Origin of the sequence: Hyphomicrobium sp. (assembly GCF_041674905.1) — a bacterium.
Lineage (GTDB): Bacteria > Pseudomonadota > Alphaproteobacteria > Rhizobiales > Hyphomicrobiaceae > Hyphomicrobium_B.
Genome location: NZ_JBAYUV010000029.1, coordinates 1 through 15810 on the forward strand (window position 1 = coordinate 1; position 15810 = coordinate 15810).

General features: G+C 60.4%; 16 protein-coding genes and 2 rRNA genes. 12 read left to right on the forward strand and 6 right to left on the reverse strand.

What is annotated here, in order from left to right; translation table 11 throughout:
- From WC026_RS11965 to WC026_RS11980, 4 genes are all read left to right on the forward strand, one after another.
- Positions 1-319: ribosomal RNA gene (locus WC026_RS11965) — 23S ribosomal RNA — on the forward strand; the annotation flags it as partial.
- Between the two features lie 193 nt (positions 320-512).
- Positions 513-627: ribosomal RNA gene (gene rrf, locus WC026_RS11970) — 5S ribosomal RNA — on the forward strand.
- A 586-nt stretch (positions 628-1213) separates the two neighbouring features.
- Positions 1214-1600 (forward strand): cupredoxin domain-containing protein, encoded by a 387-nt coding sequence (locus WC026_RS11975; RefSeq protein ID WP_372711205.1) that lies wholly within the window; start codon positions 1214-1216, stop codon positions 1598-1600.
- A 7-nt stretch (positions 1601-1607) separates the two neighbouring features.
- A complete protein-coding gene (locus tag WC026_RS11980) occupies positions 1608-2438 on the forward strand; it encodes an FTR1 family protein (RefSeq protein ID WP_372711206.1) in 831 nt (276 codons plus the stop codon).
- An 83-nt stretch (positions 2439-2521) separates the two neighbouring features.
- Here WC026_RS11980 and WC026_RS11985 read toward each other — a convergent pair whose 3' ends face one another.
- Positions 2522-2989, reverse strand: a complete 468-nt coding sequence (locus WC026_RS11985; RefSeq protein WP_372711207.1) for a DUF1348 family protein — start codon at positions 2987-2989, stop codon at positions 2522-2524.
- A gap of 117 nt (positions 2990-3106) precedes the next feature.
- On the opposite strand from WC026_RS11985, the gene WC026_RS11990 reads away from it, so the two are divergent.
- Positions 3107-3439: a carboxymuconolactone decarboxylase family protein gene (locus tag WC026_RS11990; RefSeq protein ID WP_372711208.1), complete on the forward strand. Its 333-nt coding sequence runs from the start codon at positions 3107-3109 to the stop codon at positions 3437-3439.
- Here WC026_RS11990 and ubiB read toward each other — a convergent pair.
- The 3 genes from ubiB to ubiE all read right to left on the reverse strand — a co-directional run bounded on the left by ubiB (position 3424) and on the right by ubiE (position 6437).
- The gene (ubiB, locus tag WC026_RS11995; protein WP_372711210.1) at positions 3424-5016 is read right to left on the reverse strand and encodes a 2-polyprenylphenol 6-hydroxylase; all 1593 of its coding nucleotides are present in this window, start codon (positions 5014-5016) and stop codon (positions 3424-3426) included. The genes WC026_RS11990 and ubiB overlap by 16 nt on opposite strands.
- A gap of 218 nt (positions 5017-5234) precedes the next feature.
- Positions 5235-5528 carry a hypothetical protein gene (locus WC026_RS12000; protein WP_372711212.1) on the reverse strand — a complete coding sequence of 98 codons (294 nt, stop codon included), beginning with the start codon at positions 5526-5528 and terminating at the stop codon, positions 5235-5237.
- Positions 5529-5654: 126 nt separating this feature from the next.
- Entirely contained in the window at positions 5655-6437 is a 783-nt protein-coding gene (gene ubiE / locus WC026_RS12005; protein WP_372711253.1) for a bifunctional demethylmenaquinone methyltransferase/2-methoxy-6-polyprenyl-1,4-benzoquinol methylase UbiE, read from the reverse strand.
- A gap of 76 nt (positions 6438-6513) precedes the next feature.
- Here ubiE and mutM point away from each other — a divergent pair, with 76 nt between their 5' ends.
- Positions 6514-7395 carry a bifunctional DNA-formamidopyrimidine glycosylase/DNA-(apurinic or apyrimidinic site) lyase gene (gene mutM, locus WC026_RS12010; RefSeq protein ID WP_372711213.1) on the forward strand — a complete coding sequence of 294 codons (882 nt, stop codon included), beginning with the start codon at positions 6514-6516 and terminating at the stop codon, positions 7393-7395.
- A 7-nt stretch (positions 7396-7402) separates the two neighbouring features.
- Here mutM and WC026_RS12015 read toward each other — a convergent pair whose 3' ends face one another.
- Both WC026_RS12015 and WC026_RS12020 read right to left on the reverse strand, forming a co-directional pair.
- Complete coding sequence (locus WC026_RS12015) at positions 7403-8017, reverse strand: hypothetical protein (protein ID WP_372711214.1); 615 nt, start codon at positions 8015-8017, stop codon at positions 7403-7405.
- Positions 8018-8056: 39 nt separating this feature from the next.
- A complete protein-coding gene (locus tag WC026_RS12020; RefSeq protein WP_372711215.1) occupies positions 8057-8611 on the reverse strand; it encodes a hypothetical protein in 555 nt (184 codons plus the stop codon).
- Between the two features lie 330 nt (positions 8612-8941).
- Between WC026_RS12020 and rpsT the strand changes: the two genes are divergently transcribed.
- The 6 genes from rpsT to WC026_RS12050 all read left to right on the forward strand — a co-directional run bounded on the left by rpsT (position 8942) and on the right by WC026_RS12050 (position 15750).
- Complete coding sequence (gene rpsT, locus WC026_RS12025; RefSeq protein WP_372711216.1) at positions 8942-9208, forward strand: 30S ribosomal protein S20; 267 nt, start codon at positions 8942-8944, stop codon at positions 9206-9208.
- 631 nt (positions 9209-9839) lie between these two features.
- Positions 9840-10283 (forward strand): rhodanese-like domain-containing protein, encoded by a 444-nt coding sequence (locus tag WC026_RS12030; RefSeq protein WP_372711217.1) that lies wholly within the window; start codon positions 9840-9842, stop codon positions 10281-10283.
- Positions 10284-10405: 122 nt separating this feature from the next.
- Positions 10406-11926, forward strand: coding sequence for a chromosomal replication initiator protein DnaA (dnaA, locus tag WC026_RS12035; protein WP_372711218.1), 1521 nt, complete (start codon positions 10406-10408; stop codon positions 11924-11926).
- 340 nt (positions 11927-12266) lie between these two features.
- The gene (dnaN, locus tag WC026_RS12040; protein WP_372711219.1) at positions 12267-13385 is read left to right on the forward strand and encodes a DNA polymerase III subunit beta; all 1119 of its coding nucleotides are present in this window, start codon (positions 12267-12269) and stop codon (positions 13383-13385) included.
- 30 nt (positions 13386-13415) lie between these two features.
- On the forward strand, positions 13416-14126 hold the full coding sequence (locus WC026_RS12045; RefSeq protein WP_372711220.1) for a toll/interleukin-1 receptor domain-containing protein: 711 nt from the start codon (positions 13416-13418) through the stop codon (positions 14124-14126).
- 304 nt (positions 14127-14430) lie between these two features.
- Positions 14431-15750 carry a DNA replication/repair protein RecF gene (locus WC026_RS12050; protein WP_372711221.1) on the forward strand — a complete coding sequence of 440 codons (1320 nt, stop codon included), beginning with the start codon at positions 14431-14433 and terminating at the stop codon, positions 15748-15750.
- Positions 15751-15810 lie beyond the last annotated feature (60 nt).

Consider the following 15810-nt stretch of genomic DNA (forward strand, 5'->3'; position numbering starts at 1 on the left):
GGTACGTGAGCTGGGTTCAGAACGTCGCGAGACAGTTCGGTCCCTATCTGCCGTAGGTGTAGGAGAATTGAGAGGATCTGTCCTTAGTACGAGAGGACCGGGATGGACGCACCTCTGGTGGACCTGTTGTCGTGCCAACGGCACAGCAGGGTAGCTATGTGCGGACGGGATAACCGCTGAAGGCATCTAAGCGGGAAACCCACCTCAAAACTAGTTCTCCCTCGAGAGTCGTGGAAGACCACCACGTTGATAGGCCGGGTGTGGAAGCGCTGCAAGGCGTGTAGCTTACCGGTACTAATAACTCGATTGGCTTGATTGCTCTCATTTAGCAATGCTCATCGTTATGCCTTACGCCGCATGTCACGCCTAAAGCGTGACGCGGCCCTGGCAGGCGGCACTTGTGCTGGCGTCCTTTGGACGCTGGCGCCTAGAGGCGCGAAGAGGCGCAGCCGTACGATGAGCGTAAGATTCAGAAATAGACCAGAATAGAAGTCATATGACGTCTCCGCCGACCTGGTGATTATGGCGGGGTGGCTGCACCCGATCCCATTCCGAACTCGGCCGTGAAACGCCCCTGCGCCGATGGTACTTCGTCTTAAGACGCGGGAGAGTAGGTCGTTGCCAGGTCTGCAGAGACGTCATTTGATTTTGTGCTTTCCGACTCCGCTATGCGGATCCAGCCGGAAAGCGCGTTAGAAGAAAAGAAGTCAATCAGTGCACCCTCTATAGAATTTAAACGCGCCGCTGTGCCTTGTGCCAGCGGCGCGTTTTTATTTTCAGCGCTTGGTGTCATCTCCGAGCTTTTGCTGCGCTGGCTGAGGTCTTTCGACGGATGCGTTCAGCGCCGCACGCATTCATTTCCCGAATGATCTGATTTTGCCGTCGTTCCGCGCTCGCTCAAACGTCGTCGCTCGTTTTTGCTTTTGGGCGCGTTGCCTTAGGGCGATGCGCGGAGCTTCGGCAATGTGCGGATCGCGAGTTATGTGGCGACGCGCTCGTGAACGTCGTCACCGCGCGTCCGGATGACAAGCGCAGGAATCGGCGACCAAGGTCCGGGCCGCCAACAAACTTGGAACAATTCCAATGACTTGATCCGCGACACGAGCGCGGGCCATACGATGGGGGTATTGTTCTTGACCGATTTTGTTGGCATAGGTTCAACGAGATAAAACCTGATCTCGGGACCTTGAATCCTGACTTATTGGGAGCCGACATGTCATTTCGCTCGATCGGGCACTCGATCGCTTATTTCCTTCCCGCTTTTGCTGTTGTTTGCGCCGTGGTCGTTGGATCGATCGGGCAGGGCTTCGCCGTTGCGCCGGCAAACGCGGCCGAAGAGCTTGAGATCGAAATCAAGATCAAGGATCACAAGTTCGATCCGGCGGCGGTCAAGCTCCCAGCCGGTCAGCGCGCGAAGATCATCGTCAAAAATCTCGATCCGACGCCGGAAGAATTTGAAAGCAACGATATTGGCTTTGAAAAAATCATCGCCGGAAACAGCGAAGCGACCATCCGTATCAAGCCTCTCGAAGCGGGCACTTACATCTTCTTCGGGGAGTTTCACATGGATAGCGCTCTCGGCCATATCCTCGTGGAATGAGGCTTAAATGCTCGCAGCTCTCGTCATCATCTTCCGCGAGGTTCTCGAAGCCGGTCTCATCGTCGGCGTCGTGCTCGCGGCTTCGCGCGGCGTGCCGGGGCGGAACGGCGCCGTTACGCTCGGAATTCTCGCCGGTATCGTCGGCTCAGCGGTCGTCGCGCTTTTCGCGACGAGAATTACCGATGCCTTCGATGGGCGCGGACAAGAACTGTTCGTCGCGGCGATTCTGCTCTTTGCCGTCGTGATGCTGGCTTGGCACGTCGTCTGGATGGCCGAGCACGCGCGCGAGATGACGCGGGAATTGCGTCAGCTCGGTAGCGATGTCGTTTCAGGAAAACAGTCGTTGTTTGCTCTCGGCGCTGCGGTCGCGATCGCCGTCATGCGTGAGGGCAGCGAGGTCGTTCTTTTCATGACGGGCATCGTCATGCAGGGAAAGGATACGGCGGGCGAGCTCTTGCTTGGGGCGGCAATCGGGCTGTTGCTTGGGGCCATCGTGTCGCTCGTTCTGTACCTCGGCCTGGCCGCTATTCCGTTGAAACGGATGTTCTCGGTGACGGGTGTTTTGGTGACGCTTCTTGCTGCCGGGCTTGCTGCGTCGGCCGTGCAGCAACTCTCGAACGCGGGCTTCATCGAGATCCTGGACACAAAAGTCTGGGATACATCGTGGCTGCTGTCTCAGGATGGCTGGGTGGGCCGCGTGCTGCACGTGCTCATCGGCTATATGGATCGGCCGACGGGACTGCAGCTCATTGCCTACGCAGTGACAGCGTGCACAATTTTCGCGCTGGCGTATTGGCGCGGAGCGCCGAAGGCGGCGCGATCTTCGGTCGGAGCCTGAAGGCTGATCGATAAACTCTGAATGTTGAACGCGGGAGCTTGCCCGCGTTCGTCTTACTCGAGTTTTGCTTGAATTGATCGCGATCAGAGGCCGAGGTCGGACAGGCCCGGATGGTCCTTCGGACGCGGTCCGAGGGGCCAATGATATTTGCGGTCCGATTCGGAAATCCGCATGTCGTTGATGCTGGCATGGCGAACTGCCATCAAGCCATGCGCGTCGAATTCCCAGTTTTCATTGCCATAAGCGCGATACCACTGGCCGCTGTCGTCGCGGTATTCGTAGGCGAAACGCACGGCGATGCGGTTGTTGTCGAACGCCCATAGCTCCTTGATCAGCCGGTAATCGAGTTCGCGGTTCCACTTTCGCGTCAGAAATTCGACGATCTGAGCGCGGCCGACGGGGAATTCGGCGCGATTGCGCCAGCGGCTGTCCACTGTGTAGGCGAGCGAGACACGCTCGGGATCGCGCAGATTCCACGCGTCTTCCGCGCCGCGAACTTTTTGCGCGGCTGTCTCGCGTGTGAATGGGGGCAGCGGCGGCCGGTCGGTCATCGGGCGGTCCTTTCTTGCATGACTTGAAATTCCGATGCTTGATCAGTCGCGCGAACGCCGCAACGCTTCAAGACATTTTAAAGCGCGCCAACTCTGCGGATTTAGGGAACCTCTTTCATGTACGATATATCCAATCTTTCGAATCTGCCGCAGCTCCGTAGCTTGTCGCCGGCGACCATGGCGGCATTCGAGAATTTCGATCGTGCTGCGATGGCTCCGGGCACGATCCCGCGGCGCTACAAGGAGCTTATCGCGGTCGCAGTCGCTATCGCCACGCAGTGTCCCTACAGTCTCGAGGTGCACCGCACGAATGCGGAAAATGCGGGCGTGACGGAAGCCGAACTCGCGGAAGCGGTTTTTCTGGCTGCAACGATGCGCGCCACGGCGGCGATCGCGCATGGCACGCATCTCGTCGGGCCGCGCAAGGCGAAACGTCAGACCACGCCGTAGATTTTTAATGCGATGGCGATCAGCGCGAGGGCGGTCACCCAGAGCGCCGCATCGGTGATGCGGTTATGGCGAGAACGCGATGCGAGATTTTCAAGCGTCGCGTCGTCGAGCTTCAGGCCCGATTGCGCCATTTCGGAAAATCCGACGAGGGTCTGCTCGGCCCTCTGCAACAGGCCGGGCGTGCGCAGCAGAATGTCGCCGATCGTCTCGGCGCCGCGACCGGCGCCTTTGAGACGGCCAAGTAGCGACAGATTGGATTCGATCCATTCCTTCGCGACGGGCTCGGCCGCGATCCACATGTTGAGCAGCGGATCGAGATCGCGCGCCACGCCCTCGACGATGACCATGCTTTTCTGCAGCAGGATCAGCTCGGGACGCGTCTGCATGTCGAACACTTCGGTGTAGGCGAACAGCTGGCCGAGGAGATCGGCCATCGAGATTTCTTCCGCCGTGCGTCCCTGGATGGGCTCGCCGATGGCGCGCATCGCTTGCGCGAATTCTTCGACGGTGTGGTGCGGCGGCACGTAGCCCGCTTCGAAATGGATGGCGGCGGCGCGGTGGTAGTCGCGCGTGATCAGTCCGTGCAGGATTTCCGCGAGGAAGCGGCGTTCGGCGAGGCCCAGCCGGCCCATGATGCCGAAGTCCACGGCAACGACGATGCCGTTGTCGTCGACGAACAAGTTGCCCTGGTGCATGTCGGCGTGGAAGAAGCCGTCGCGCATCGCATGGCGCAGGAAGGTGCGGAGCACCGTCAAGCCGATCGCGCCAGTGTCAAAGCCTTTCGCCTGCAAAGCGTCGCGATGCGAGATCGGCGTGCCGTCGATCCATTCCACCGTCAGCACGCGCTTGGCGGTACGGCGCCAATTGACGTTGGGAACGCGGAAGCCTTCATCATCCTTGATGTTGCCCGCCATTTCGGAGATGGCGGCGGCTTCGAGCCGCAAGTCCATCTCGAGGTCGGTCGTGTGCTTCAGGTTGTCGACCACGGCAACAGGCTTCAGGCGGCGGGCCGGCGGATAGAAGCGCTCGACCAGGCGCGCGGCGAAATAGTAGCTGTCGAGGTCGTGCTGAAAACGCTTCTCGATATTCGGCCGCAGAATTTTTACGGCGACGGCTTTTTTCACGCCGTCTTCGAGAATGTAAGCCTTGTGCACTTGCGCGATCGACGCGGCGGCGACTGGTGGGCCAAACTCAATGAAATGATCTTCGAGCTTGCCGCCAAGCGCGCGTTCGACGGCGATGCGAGCTTCGGCCATGGAGAACGGTTCGGCCTTGTCCTGCAGATGGCGCAGGTCGGCTGAAAGCTCCGGGCCGATGACGTCGGCACGCGTCGCGAAAAACTGTCCGAGCTTCACATAGCTCGGCCCGAGCTCGCTCAGTGCGGATGCAACGCGGGAGGCGCGCGGAACATCGCGGCGGAACGGAGCGGTAACGAGCTGGATCGGGACTGTCAGAGCGCGGGCGATCTTCAGGGGCAGCGGCACCGGCACGCCGCGCGGTACGAAGCGGATCCCGTGCTGCGCCAGCACGAATCCGGCGCGCGCCAATCGTAAAGAATTGAGAAGTGCTCCGGCCATGGCTCAGAATTCGTCGTCCTGTCGTCGCGGACGAGCCGCCGAGGCCTGCACAATGCGCCTCAAAGAGTTTCGGTCAAGTGAAGTCGCCGGGGGGAGGGGTAAAGACCGTTAATCGCCGTGCTTCAAATCGCGATGCGAGCCTCTAAGGGTTCCTACAACAAAAACGGCGCCCAAGCTTTCGGCGGGCGCCGTTCAAAATATATGAAGTCTGCGGATATTTAGCGCTTACAGAACGTCGCGCGACCGTGGCAGGTGGTCATGCCGCCGTCGGGACGGCAGTTGTAACGCTTGTTTACGACCTTGTAGCCCTCGACGTTGCCGGTTGCGAGGAAGCCCGGCCACAGGCCCCAGCTCACCGACTGCACCATCGTTTCGAAGGCGTACCATTTGGCGGAATCCGCAGAAGACGACGTCGCTACGGCGCCCTTCGTCACGCATCCTGCGTTGGCAACGCCGGCGCCGAACGACATAGCGGCTGCCAGCGCGGCGCACATCAGCACTTTCTTGTTCATGAGTTCCATCTCCTCCGATAGAAGAAAAAATTCTTCTCCCCGTGCGCGCGGAGGCTATGAGTGGCATTGGTCACGGTCAATTCAAGTCGTGCCGTGACGCATAAAACGCCGTTGATGTGTGGCCGATTAGATCTTCCAGCCGCCGTGAATCGCGGCAATCCCGCCGGTCAGATTGCGATAGCTGGCGCGCGAAAATCCGGCGTTTCGGATGAGGTTTGCAAAAGCTTCCTGTTTCGGGAAGCGGCGAATGCTCTCAACGAGATAGCGATAGGATTCAGCGTCTCCGGCGGCGAGCTTGCCGAGGCGAGGTATGATCTCGAACGAATGGAAATCATAGAGACGGTCGAGGAGCGGAACCTGGCACTCGGAAAATTCCAGGCAGAGGAATCGCCCGCCGGGCTTCAGCACGCGATAGGCTTCCGCCAGCGCCTGGTCGATGTGGGTGACGTTTCTGATCCCGAAGGCGATCGTGTAGGCGTCGAAGCTGGCGCTTTCAAAGGGAAGAGCTTCGGCGTTGCCTTCGATGCAGGTGATCCGATCGGCAAGGCCCATGGTCTCGATGCGGCGGCGGCCGACGTTCAGCATCTCGGGGCTGATGTCACAGATGACGGCGGTGGTCGCGGGGCCTCCGTCCTCAGCGTAACGGATCGCGATGTCGCCGGTGCCGCCAGCCACGTCGAGCAGCCGGAAGGGCGTTGCGCTTCGCGGCGCATTCAACATGGTGATGAGGTCGCGCTTCCAAAGCCGGTGCAGGCCGCCCGACATCAGATCGTTCATCAGGTCGTAGCGCTCGGCGACGGAGGCGAAGACGCTGTTGACGAGGCCTTGGCGCTCACCTTCGGGGACGGCGCGAAAGCCGAACGAAACCGTGTTTTCGTCGTTTGACTGGGATGCGGTATTTTCGATCATGTCGGTCAAGATAGCGGTCCCGGACGAGGCGCGCTATCGTCTCTCCAAATTAGCGTCAATCGTAGCTTAGACCTTTATGCCCGAACTGCCCGAAGTTGAAACGGTCCGGCGCGGCCTTGAGCCGGTTGTCGCCGGACGGCGCATCGCCGCAGCCGAAATCCGCCGTCCCGACCTGAGGTTTCCGTTTCCGGAGCGATTTGCCGAACGGCTCGTCGGTCAACGGATCGTCGGGCTCGAGCGGCGGGCCAAATATCTGATCGCAGCGCTTTCGGGCGGCGAAGACCTCGTCATGCATCTCGGCATGACCGGGCGCTTTACGATTTTGGAAAAGGGGCGGGCGGATACGCCGGGGGACTACGCGAACAGCGTCGGTGCCGATCCGGTGCACGATCATGTCATGCTGACGCTCTCGGGCGGCGCGCGCATCGTCTACAACGACCCGCGTCGGTTCGGCTTCATGGTCATGATGCCGCATGCGGAGAGATCCGCGCATCCGCTGTTTCGCGGGCTCGGTGTCGAACCGCTGGGGCCGGAGCTGACGGCGGATTATCTCGCGGCGCGGGCGCGTGGAAAGAAGGCCAATCTGAAGTCTTTTCTGATGGATCAGCGTGTCGTCGCCGGTCTCGGAAACATCTACGTCGCGGAGGCGCTGTTTCGCGCGGGCCTGTCTCCGAACCGTGCGGCGCGGGCGCTGGCGGATCGGCGCGGCGAAGCGACCGAGCGGGCGAGGAAACTCGTTCCGGCGATTCAAGGTGTTCTCGAACAGGCGATCGCGGCGCGCGGATCGACCTTGCGCGATTATCGCGATGCGAGCGGGGCGTCCGGTGGATTTCAGAATTCGTTCGCCGTTTATGATCGCGCTGGGGAAACTTGCCGCAGAGCCGGATGCGGCGGCGAGATCCGGCGCGTGGTGCATGCGGGCCGGGCGAGCTTTTATTGTCCGCGCTGCCAGCGCTAGGGCTCGCTCAGCGCGCCGAACGCTCGCTGAGCGAGGCGTGGGTTTTGACGATGATGACGCTCAGGCACATCACCGTGAAGCCTCCCGCGAGGAACAGCTGGTTCGCGGCCCAGTCGCCTTTCACCGACGAGAGCTTTCCCGACTGGATGAGCCAGATTAATCCGCATGCGATCGTGACGGCCTGCAAAGCCGCCATCGCCACGGCGCGGCCAACCGCCTTCGGTGTCGATACCGCGGCATTCGGATCGTCGAGGCGCCAGAGATAAATCGCGTGTCCGACGGCGACGAGAAGCATCGCCGAAGCGTATTCCCAGCCGTGCTGCCAGCGTAGCGTCGTGCCGAGATAGACGGCATAAAATGCGAGTGCGCACCAGAGATACGCGAGCATGATGAGCAACGTCGTTTGCCACAGCGCTTGTCGCGGCGTCGTTGCAATGTTCGCGGCTCGACGCCGCCAGAGCGGCGCGTTCGTACGAAAGCCGGCGATGACGAGAAGGATCGCGAATGCGGCGGCGGAGGTCGCCGCTTCGGCCTTTTGCAATCCGTTTGTGGCGAGGTACATGGCGACCAAGGCGGCGAGAAGGGTCGCGAGCAGCCACGGCAGGGGAGGGCGTAAGGACATGCGAATGGAATCCGAGAAAGGACTATGTCCCGGACTGCATCACACGTGCGCCGGCGAACGTAAAGCGTCGAGACTGATCGCGGCGATTGCCAATGCGCCGAAGAACAGGATGTTGTTGCCGGCCCAATCCGCGTGGGTCACGTCGCGCGGGAATTTATGATCGACGAAAAGGCTGATGATGCCGACCGCCATGCCGACGATCTGGACCTGCGCGAGGATGCGGCCGACCTTCGTCAGCATCGGGTCCGAGCGTCCAGCGGCGCGATCGCGATCGAGCAGCGTGGAGAAGGCAATGCTGGCGACGGCCGCGAACGCGAATCCGATGAAGAACTGCCACCATTCCGGCCAGACTTTCTCCAGCACGAAAAGATAAATGGCGAGCACGGATAGCGCTCCCCAGGCCCACACCAGTCCAAGATAGCGGGCCGTGGAGCTGCCGATGGCGTTAGTCATGGCGCCGCTATTGATCAGCCGCTGATGGTCATGGATCGCGAGCAGGGTGATCGCCAGGGCGACGAGTGCGCAGGCGGTGATGTGCAGTTTGGGGTCCAGCAGGCCTGCCGTCAGTACGGTCGCGCAGGTTGCGATCGCCAAACCAAACAGCCATCCAATCAGTGACAGCATCCTTCAGATACCCCCATCGCTATGGCTGCACAGGCAGCATCTTCATTAGCCTTTATATCCGGCCGTGTATCCCGGGGGCCTGCGTTGAACCGCCGCTTGGCTCAAAAAAGCGCAAACCTCCAAGAAAATGCGTATTCAGAGCGAGCGTATTAATTGACCGGCGAATGGCCGACCGCTATACCGCGCGTCAAGCACGCCTGGGCAAAAATCCGGGCCGATTAGTTTTTCTCAGCCCGCAGCCGCCGTTTTGCCTTTCCAAGGCGGCGGACGGCGCCTTTGACCAGCAGTAAGGACTTTTCCATGGCTAATACGTCGTCGGCAAAAAAAGCCGCGCGCCAGATGATCCGCCGCACGGACGTCAACAAAGCACGCCGCACGCGCGTCAAGAGCGAAATTCGTGCAGTCGAAGAAGCGATCAAGGCCGGAGATCAGGGTAAGGCCCATGCGGCGCTGGCCGCAGCCGAGCCGGTTCTCGCGCGGACGGCTCAGAAGGGCATCATGCACAAGAAGACCGCCAGCCGGAAGGTTTCGAGGCTTGCTCAGCGTGTCAAGGCCATGTCGGCCTGACAGCCTTTGATGCGCTGCGGGGCAATTTTTCTCCCTGTTGCATATTCGCTACGGTAAAGAGCGGGCCCTTCGAGGGCCCGTTTGTTTTTTAAATGTCATTAACCCTCTGGAATCGCGCGTCAGAGACCTGTTTCGCGCGCCCGGAAAGACTCGCTGGCGATTTTGTCGCAGGGCGAAAGCAAGCGCAAAATGACGGTGACGTGACGATGCAACACGATTTTTTCGCGGGTTGGATCAGTGGCGAAATCTCCAAATGAGTCAGCGATTTTTGCACAGGGCCTGCGATCAAACCTCGGTTCTCCAGGGTAGCTGTGGATAAGTTTCCGAGCCTGCCTCCGCGCGATTTGGATGATCGGAACGCTTGTCGAAAAATGGGTTAGCGGTTAGTTAATATGCAGTGGATGGCAGCGGGGTAAATGCGATCGTTCACTGTGAAAAGTCAGCGTGCGTAGCATCTGAAGTTTCGGCTAAGTCCAAGCCTCAGAAGCATCGTCGAAATAGATAAAGATCTCTGTTCAGTCAGGGTGTTCTGCTATTTGCAGACATCCAGTGGCAAAGGCTTCCCCGAATTATACTCGGGGAAGTCTTGTGTGGATCTTTAGATATTCTTGTAAAGCGTGAGAGGGGGCTCGTGGAAAACATCGAAGCTTCCCGCGTCGAGGATGTTTCAGTCCTTGAAACGTGGGGGCGTTTAAACGCCGATCCGAAAGCCGTTCTCGTGGATGTTCGCACGCGCGCCGAATGGGCGTTCGTCGGAGTTCCCGACTTGAGCAGCTTGGGACGCGAGACGGTGTTGATGGAATGGCAGACATTCCCCGACAGCCGGACCGTCCCGGATTTCAAAGATCGGCTGGATGAAACGCTCAAAGCTCGCGGTGTCGAGAAGGACGATCAGATTTTTTTCATTTGCCGCTCGGGCGCTCGTAGCCTGAGGGCAGCAGAGGCAATGGCGGCGTCGGGGTATCGGCGCTGTTACAACGTGGCGGAAGGTTTCGAGGGGCCAATCGATACCAACCGTCATCGCAACCAGATTGCCGGCTGGAGGCAGGCCGGGCTGGCCTGGGTGCAGGGTTAGCACCCAGATTTTTGAAAGTGCATGGGGTCGTGCTGCATCGCTCAGAGGGTTTTGGGCATGTGGCGCACATTCGGGGGGACGCCTAGGGCCGGCGTCCCGCGTAAATAGCGGGAGTAATCACTATGCAGGCAGCAAAGACGACTGAGGCGCAGAGCGTAAGCGGTGCGCAGGGGACGGCTGTTGTTCAGACGGCAACTGGTGCGGTTGAGGGCCGTGGCCAGAAAGTTCGCGCCATGCTTCGGGCACAGCTCGGAGAAGAAATCTATTCGAGCTGGTTCAAGAGCCTCGAATTCGAGGATTTCGACGGTCGCGTCGTCAAAGTCTCGGTGCCGGTCAAGTTCGTGCGGAACTGGATCCAGGAGCATTATGCTGAGCGTCTGCTGCATTGTTCTCGCGTCGAATTCGCGACGGCCGAGCGCGTCGAAGTCGTCTGGCGGCAGCCGGGTGTCGCCATGCAGCGTCCGCTGGACACGCGCTCTGAAACCGCGAACATGGACAAAGCCCCGGCGTCTGCTTCGCAAGCCGAAGCTCCACCGCGCGTTTCGGTGCTCAGGCCACCGGTTCTTCCGGCGCAGCGCACCTCGGCTGGTGGACTTGAAGGGTCGCCGCTCGATCCGCGCTATACTTTCGACAGCTTCGTTGTCGGCGCTTCGAACCGCATGGCGCATGCCGGCGCGACGCAGGTTACCGAGACGGTTCTGACGGACGCTCCCGGCTACAATCCGCTTTACATCCATTCCGCCGTCGGGCTCGGCAAAAGCCACCTTTTGCAGGCAATTGCCTGGGAAGTGAAGCGGCGGGCGCCGAGCGCGCAGGTGCTGTATCTGACGGCCGAGCGCTTTCGCTATCAATTCGTCGAGGCGCTGCGCTCCTCCGATCCGCTGGCGTTCAAAGAGCGTTTTCGCAACATCCATATGCTGCTGATCGACGACCTCGAGTTCCTGCAGGGCGAACGCACGGAGCAAGAGTTCGACCATATCATCAACGCGCTGCTCGATGGCGGGAAGCAGGTTGTTGTCGCGTCGGCTCGTGCGCCGAACCAGATTGAGCGCCTCAATGAGCGGATGCGCTCGCGTCTGCAGCGCGGGCTCGTCACCGAGCTGGTTCCGCTCGATCATGAGCTGCGCCTCAAGGTTCTCGAAAAGCGTCTTGGCGAAAAGCGAGCTGCCGACCCGTCGTTCGCGCTGTCGCGCGATGTCGTTGATCTGCTGGCCATGCGGCTAACGGAGAACGGGCGCGAGCTCGAAGGCGCGGTTACGCGGCTCTACGCGACGTGGCAGTACATGCGGACGCCGATCACGCTCGACATCGCCGAGACCGTGATCCGCGATCTGGTGCAGAACCTCGAGCCGCGGCGCATCAAGATCGAGGACATTCTGCGCATCATCTCGCGCCACTACGGGGTGTCGAAGGGCGATCTCCTGTCCCAGCGGCGGCATCGGTCGGTCGTCTGGCCGCGCCAGATCGGCATGTACCTCGCCAAGCACCTGACGGCGCGTTCGCTTCCTGAGATCGGGCGCCGGTTCGGTGGCCGAGACCACACGACGGTGCTGCACGCGATCCGCAAGATCGAAGGCGAGATCACCAAAAATCCGCATCTCGGCGATGAGCTCGAGGAACTGAAGCGTCTGCTCAACCATTGATTTGGCATTGATCGGACCCTAACCGAGACACCGATCGCGGCGTCCCCAAGCCGCGACCTCAACGGCGCGAGGCCGGTCCTTCCAAGCCCTCGGAAGGCCGGCCTTGCTGTTTTTGGCGCTCGTGCATGATTTGTAACGCTAAAGGCCGCCTAGCTGGTACATCTTGGCTTGAAAAATGAGCCCCATTCGGCTCTGATCGCCACCCGTGGGCGATTCCAGTGCCGAGCCGCTTCTGGTCGGTTCTGGGCGCCCGCAGACATTCCCTTGCGTGTGATCGTCACCGGCGGCGTGCCGCTGCCGCCGCTTCACGCGCTCTCCGAAATCAGAACTGAGGACAGACATGCGTCTCGAGATTGAACGTGGGGAACTCTTGAAGGCGCTGAGCCATGTGACAAGTGTCGTCGAGCGGCGGACGACTATTCCCATTCTTTCGAACGTCATGCTGAAGGCGTCCGGTGAGACGCTGATGTTCAAGGCGACGGACCTCGAACGCGAAGTGAGCGAGAGCGTCGGCGCGAAGGTTTCGACGCCCGGCACGCTGACAGTTCCGGCGCACGTGCTGCACGACATCGTGCGCAAGCTGCCCGACGGCGCCGAGATCGAGATGAAGCGCGACGGCGACAAGGAACGTCTGACCATCACGTCGGGTCATTCGCGTTTCAGCCTGCAGACGCTGTCGGCGGAAGATTTTCCGGATCTTGCGGTTGGCGAGATCGGACATGAATTCACGATCGAGGGCGGCGACCTGAAACGTCTCATCGATAAAACGCGGTTTGCGATCTCGACGGAAGAGACGCGCTATTATCTCAACGGCATTTTTCTGCATCCGGCGGAGACGGCGGGCACGAAGACGTTGCGCGCGGTGGCGACGGACGGGCATCGGCTGGCGCAGGTCGAGCTGTCGTTGCCCAAAGGTGCGGAAGGCATGCCGGGCGTCATCGTGCCGAGAAAGACGGTGCATGAGCTTGCGCGGCTTCTCGAAGATTCGAGCGCCAAGGTGAAAGTCGGCGTTTCGCAGACGAAAGTCCGGTTCGAGATCGGGCCGGTCATGCTGACGTCGAAGTTGATCGACGGCACGTTCCCGGATTACAGCCGCGTCATTCCGCACAACAACGACAAAGAAATGAAAGTGCCGAACGCGTCGTTCAAGAGCGCGGTCGATCGCGTATCGACGATTGCGAGCGAGCGCGGGCGGGCGGTGAAGCTCAACGTCGCGAAGGACAAGCTGATCCTGACCGTGAACAATCCGGAAGGCGGCAGCGCGACGGAAGAAATTACGGTCGGCTACAGCGCTGGGCCTTTGGAGATCGGCTTCAACGCGCGCTATCTGCTCGACATCGCCGATCAGCTCGAAAGCGAGGATGCGCGCTTCCTGCTCGCCGATCCCGGTTCGCCGACGATGGTCCGCGACGGCGGCGACGGCAACGCGCTTTACGTTCTGATGCCGATGCGGGTTTAGAAGACTAGCGGCCGTGGATGCAATGCCACGATGAGAGCATCTGATCGAATTTCTCTTATCGACAAAATGGGCCGCGAGCTTCAAGCGCGGTTCGGATATGCCGAAATTGATATCTTTCTGGCTCACTACAAGGTCGAGAAACCTCAATGTGTGTCGACTAATAGCAAGTGGGTTTACTCGAAGGAGGCTTTGCGGTCGGTAGATGAGGCCACCCTCTTAAAGATGGCAGGGGAACTCGATGTGGGGTTCCCTACGGGTTCTCCGGCGGCAATCGGCGACCCGCAAAATTGGATCGATACGACTGACTTAAAGATGTTCATAAGCCATCTTTCTGATCATCGCGATAAAGCAACCAGACTTAAGGAATGCTTGGCGTCCTACTCGATCAGTGGATTTGTCGCTCATGAAGACATTGAGCCCACTCTTGAATGGCAAGCGGAAATTGAGCGAGCGCTTCGCGCGATGGATGCGTTTGTAGCAATTCATACCCGAGGCTTCTCTGAAAGCGTGTGGACCCAACAGGAAATCGGGTTTGCATACGCGAGGGGCGTCAAGATCATATCTTTGAAGATGGGCGAAGATCCAACAGGCTTTATTTCAAAGCAGCAAGCGCTTCCGCGCAGGGATCGTGCCGCCGAAAAAATCGCTGAAGAGATCAATTCGATTTTGGCAAAGGATGAGCGGACATCGGCAAAGCTCCAGGCAGCCAAGCGGAAGATTCTGGACGGGATACCGTTTTGACGCTCTGGGTCGAGCGGCCGGTGCCGAATTTTCGGAGCTATGTGGCGGAGAGCGTCACGACCGACGGGTCGCAGGTGATCGTCAGAGCCAACGAGTTGGACAGACTATCTTCTCGAAGCGCTGTCACTGTTATCTCTGCGCAAGGATTCGTGGCGCTTCGGTTCAGCAATATGGATGTTGCTATAAATGTTGATGGCGTGATGGAAAGTGTGCCCGGCGCACTCAATGCGTTGGCGAGGGAAGCTACCCCCACCCCTAACCCCTCCCCGCAAGGGGGAGGGGGATTACCGCCGGTTCTCTTGAAGTGATCACAGAGACTGCCCGCACAAACGCACTCTGGATCGAGCGGCTGGCGCTGACGAATTTTCGCAGCTATGTGGCGGCGAACGTCACGACAGACGCCGGGCCGCAGGTGATCGTCGGGGCCAACGGGTCGGGCAAGACCAATCTTCTCGAAGCGCTGTCGCTGTTGGCGCCGGGGCAAGGGCTCAGGCGCGTGCCGTTCAGCGATCTGGCGCGGGCTCGAGGCGACGGCGGTTTCGCGGTCGCGGCGCGCGCGCATACGCTTGCCGGGGCGGCGGATATCGGCACGGGCTTACAGGGTCGAGCGGCTCCCAATGGTGGTGTCGAGAACGATACCCCCACCCCTAACCCCTCCCCGCAAGGGGGAGGGGAATTTGACCGGGGCGAGCCGCGACGAACGATGGAACTTGCACCACCGGGCCGCGAGGCGCTGAGCCATGCTGGCGCGAGTGGGCGGGGTTCATCGGAGCGCGGGCGGATCGTGCGCATTGATGGAACGGCGCAGACGAGTTCCGGCGTGCTCGCCGATTATCTCGAAATCGTCTGGGTGACGCCAGCGATGGACGGGCTCTTTACCGGGCCAGGGTCCGAGCGGCGGCGGTTTCTCGATCGCCTGATCCTCTGTTTCGATCATGGTTATCGCACGATTGCCGGACGTTTCGAACGGGCGATGACGAGCCGCAACCGATTGCTCGCAGATGGCGTGCGCGATGACTCGCAGCTTGCGGGCTTCGAACGCGTGATGGCGGAGACGGGTGTTGCCGTCGCGGCGGCGCGTCTCGAAGCGGTCGCGGCGATGGTGCAAATCGTCGATAAACGGCGCGAGCGCGATCCAGACTCCGCGTTTCCGTGGTCGTCATTCCGGCTCGAAGGCAGCATCGAGGACAGCTTGCAACGCCTCTCGGCCGTCGAGGCGGAAGATCTTTATGCGCAAACGCTCCGGCAAACGCGCGAACGCGACCGGGCGGCGTCGCGGACTCTCGACGGGCCGCATCGTTCCGATCTGATCGTCGAGCACGGTCCCAAGGAACTTGCCGCGCGGCACTGTTCGACAGGAGAGCAAAAAGCTTTGCTGCTCGGCCTCGTCCTGGCGCACGCGGAACTTCTGACCGAGCGCCAGGAAGGCGCGGCACCGATCCTGCTGCTGGATGAAATTACGGCGCATCTCGACGCCGACCGGCGCGCCGCGCTGTTCGACGAAATCCTGCATCTCGGCGCGCAGGCGTGGATGACCGGCACGGATAAGAACGCCTTCGATGCGCTTGCGGATCGGGCGCGTTTCTGGGCCGTTCAGGAGGGCAAAATCACGGTTTCGGAATAAGGCGCTCCCAAGGGACAAACGGTCACACACAAGGCAATGAAAAGAATAGATTTTTTTACG

Excerpts from the sequence above, each read along its gene's own strand:
- WC026_RS11975 (WP_372711205.1), top strand. The coding sequence starts at position 1,214 with ATGTCATTTCGCTCGATCGGGCACTCGATCGCTTATTTCCTTCCCGCT.
- WC026_RS11980 (WP_372711206.1), top strand. The coding sequence starts at position 1,608 with ATGCTCGCAGCTCTCGTCATCATCTTCCGCGAGGTTCTCGAAGCCGGT.
- WC026_RS11985 (WP_372711207.1), bottom strand. The coding sequence starts at position 2,989 with ATGACCGACCGGCCGCCGCTGCCCCCATTCACACGCGAGACAGCCGCG.
- WC026_RS11990 (WP_372711208.1), top strand. The coding sequence starts at position 3,107 with ATGTACGATATATCCAATCTTTCGAATCTGCCGCAGCTCCGTAGCTTG.
- ubiB (WP_372711210.1), bottom strand. The coding sequence starts at position 5,016 with ATGGCCGGAGCACTTCTCAATTCTTTACGATTGGCGCGCGCCGGATTC.
- WC026_RS12000 (WP_372711212.1), bottom strand. The coding sequence starts at position 5,528 with ATGAACAAGAAAGTGCTGATGTGCGCCGCGCTGGCAGCCGCTATGTCG.
- ubiE (WP_372711253.1), bottom strand. The coding sequence starts at position 6,437 with ATGATCGAAAATACCGCATCCCAGTCAAACGACGAAAACACGGTTTCG.
- mutM (WP_372711213.1), top strand. The coding sequence starts at position 6,514 with ATGCCCGAACTGCCCGAAGTTGAAACGGTCCGGCGCGGCCTTGAGCCG.
- WC026_RS12015 (WP_372711214.1), bottom strand. The coding sequence starts at position 8,017 with ATGTCCTTACGCCCTCCCCTGCCGTGGCTGCTCGCGACCCTTCTCGCC.
- rpsT (WP_372711216.1), top strand. The coding sequence starts at position 8,942 with ATGGCTAATACGTCGTCGGCAAAAAAAGCCGCGCGCCAGATGATCCGC.
- dnaA (WP_372711218.1), top strand. The coding sequence starts at position 10,406 with ATGCAGGCAGCAAAGACGACTGAGGCGCAGAGCGTAAGCGGTGCGCAG.
- dnaN (WP_372711219.1), top strand. The coding sequence starts at position 12,267 with ATGCGTCTCGAGATTGAACGTGGGGAACTCTTGAAGGCGCTGAGCCAT.
- WC026_RS12045 (WP_372711220.1), top strand. The coding sequence starts at position 13,416 with ATGAGAGCATCTGATCGAATTTCTCTTATCGACAAAATGGGCCGCGAG.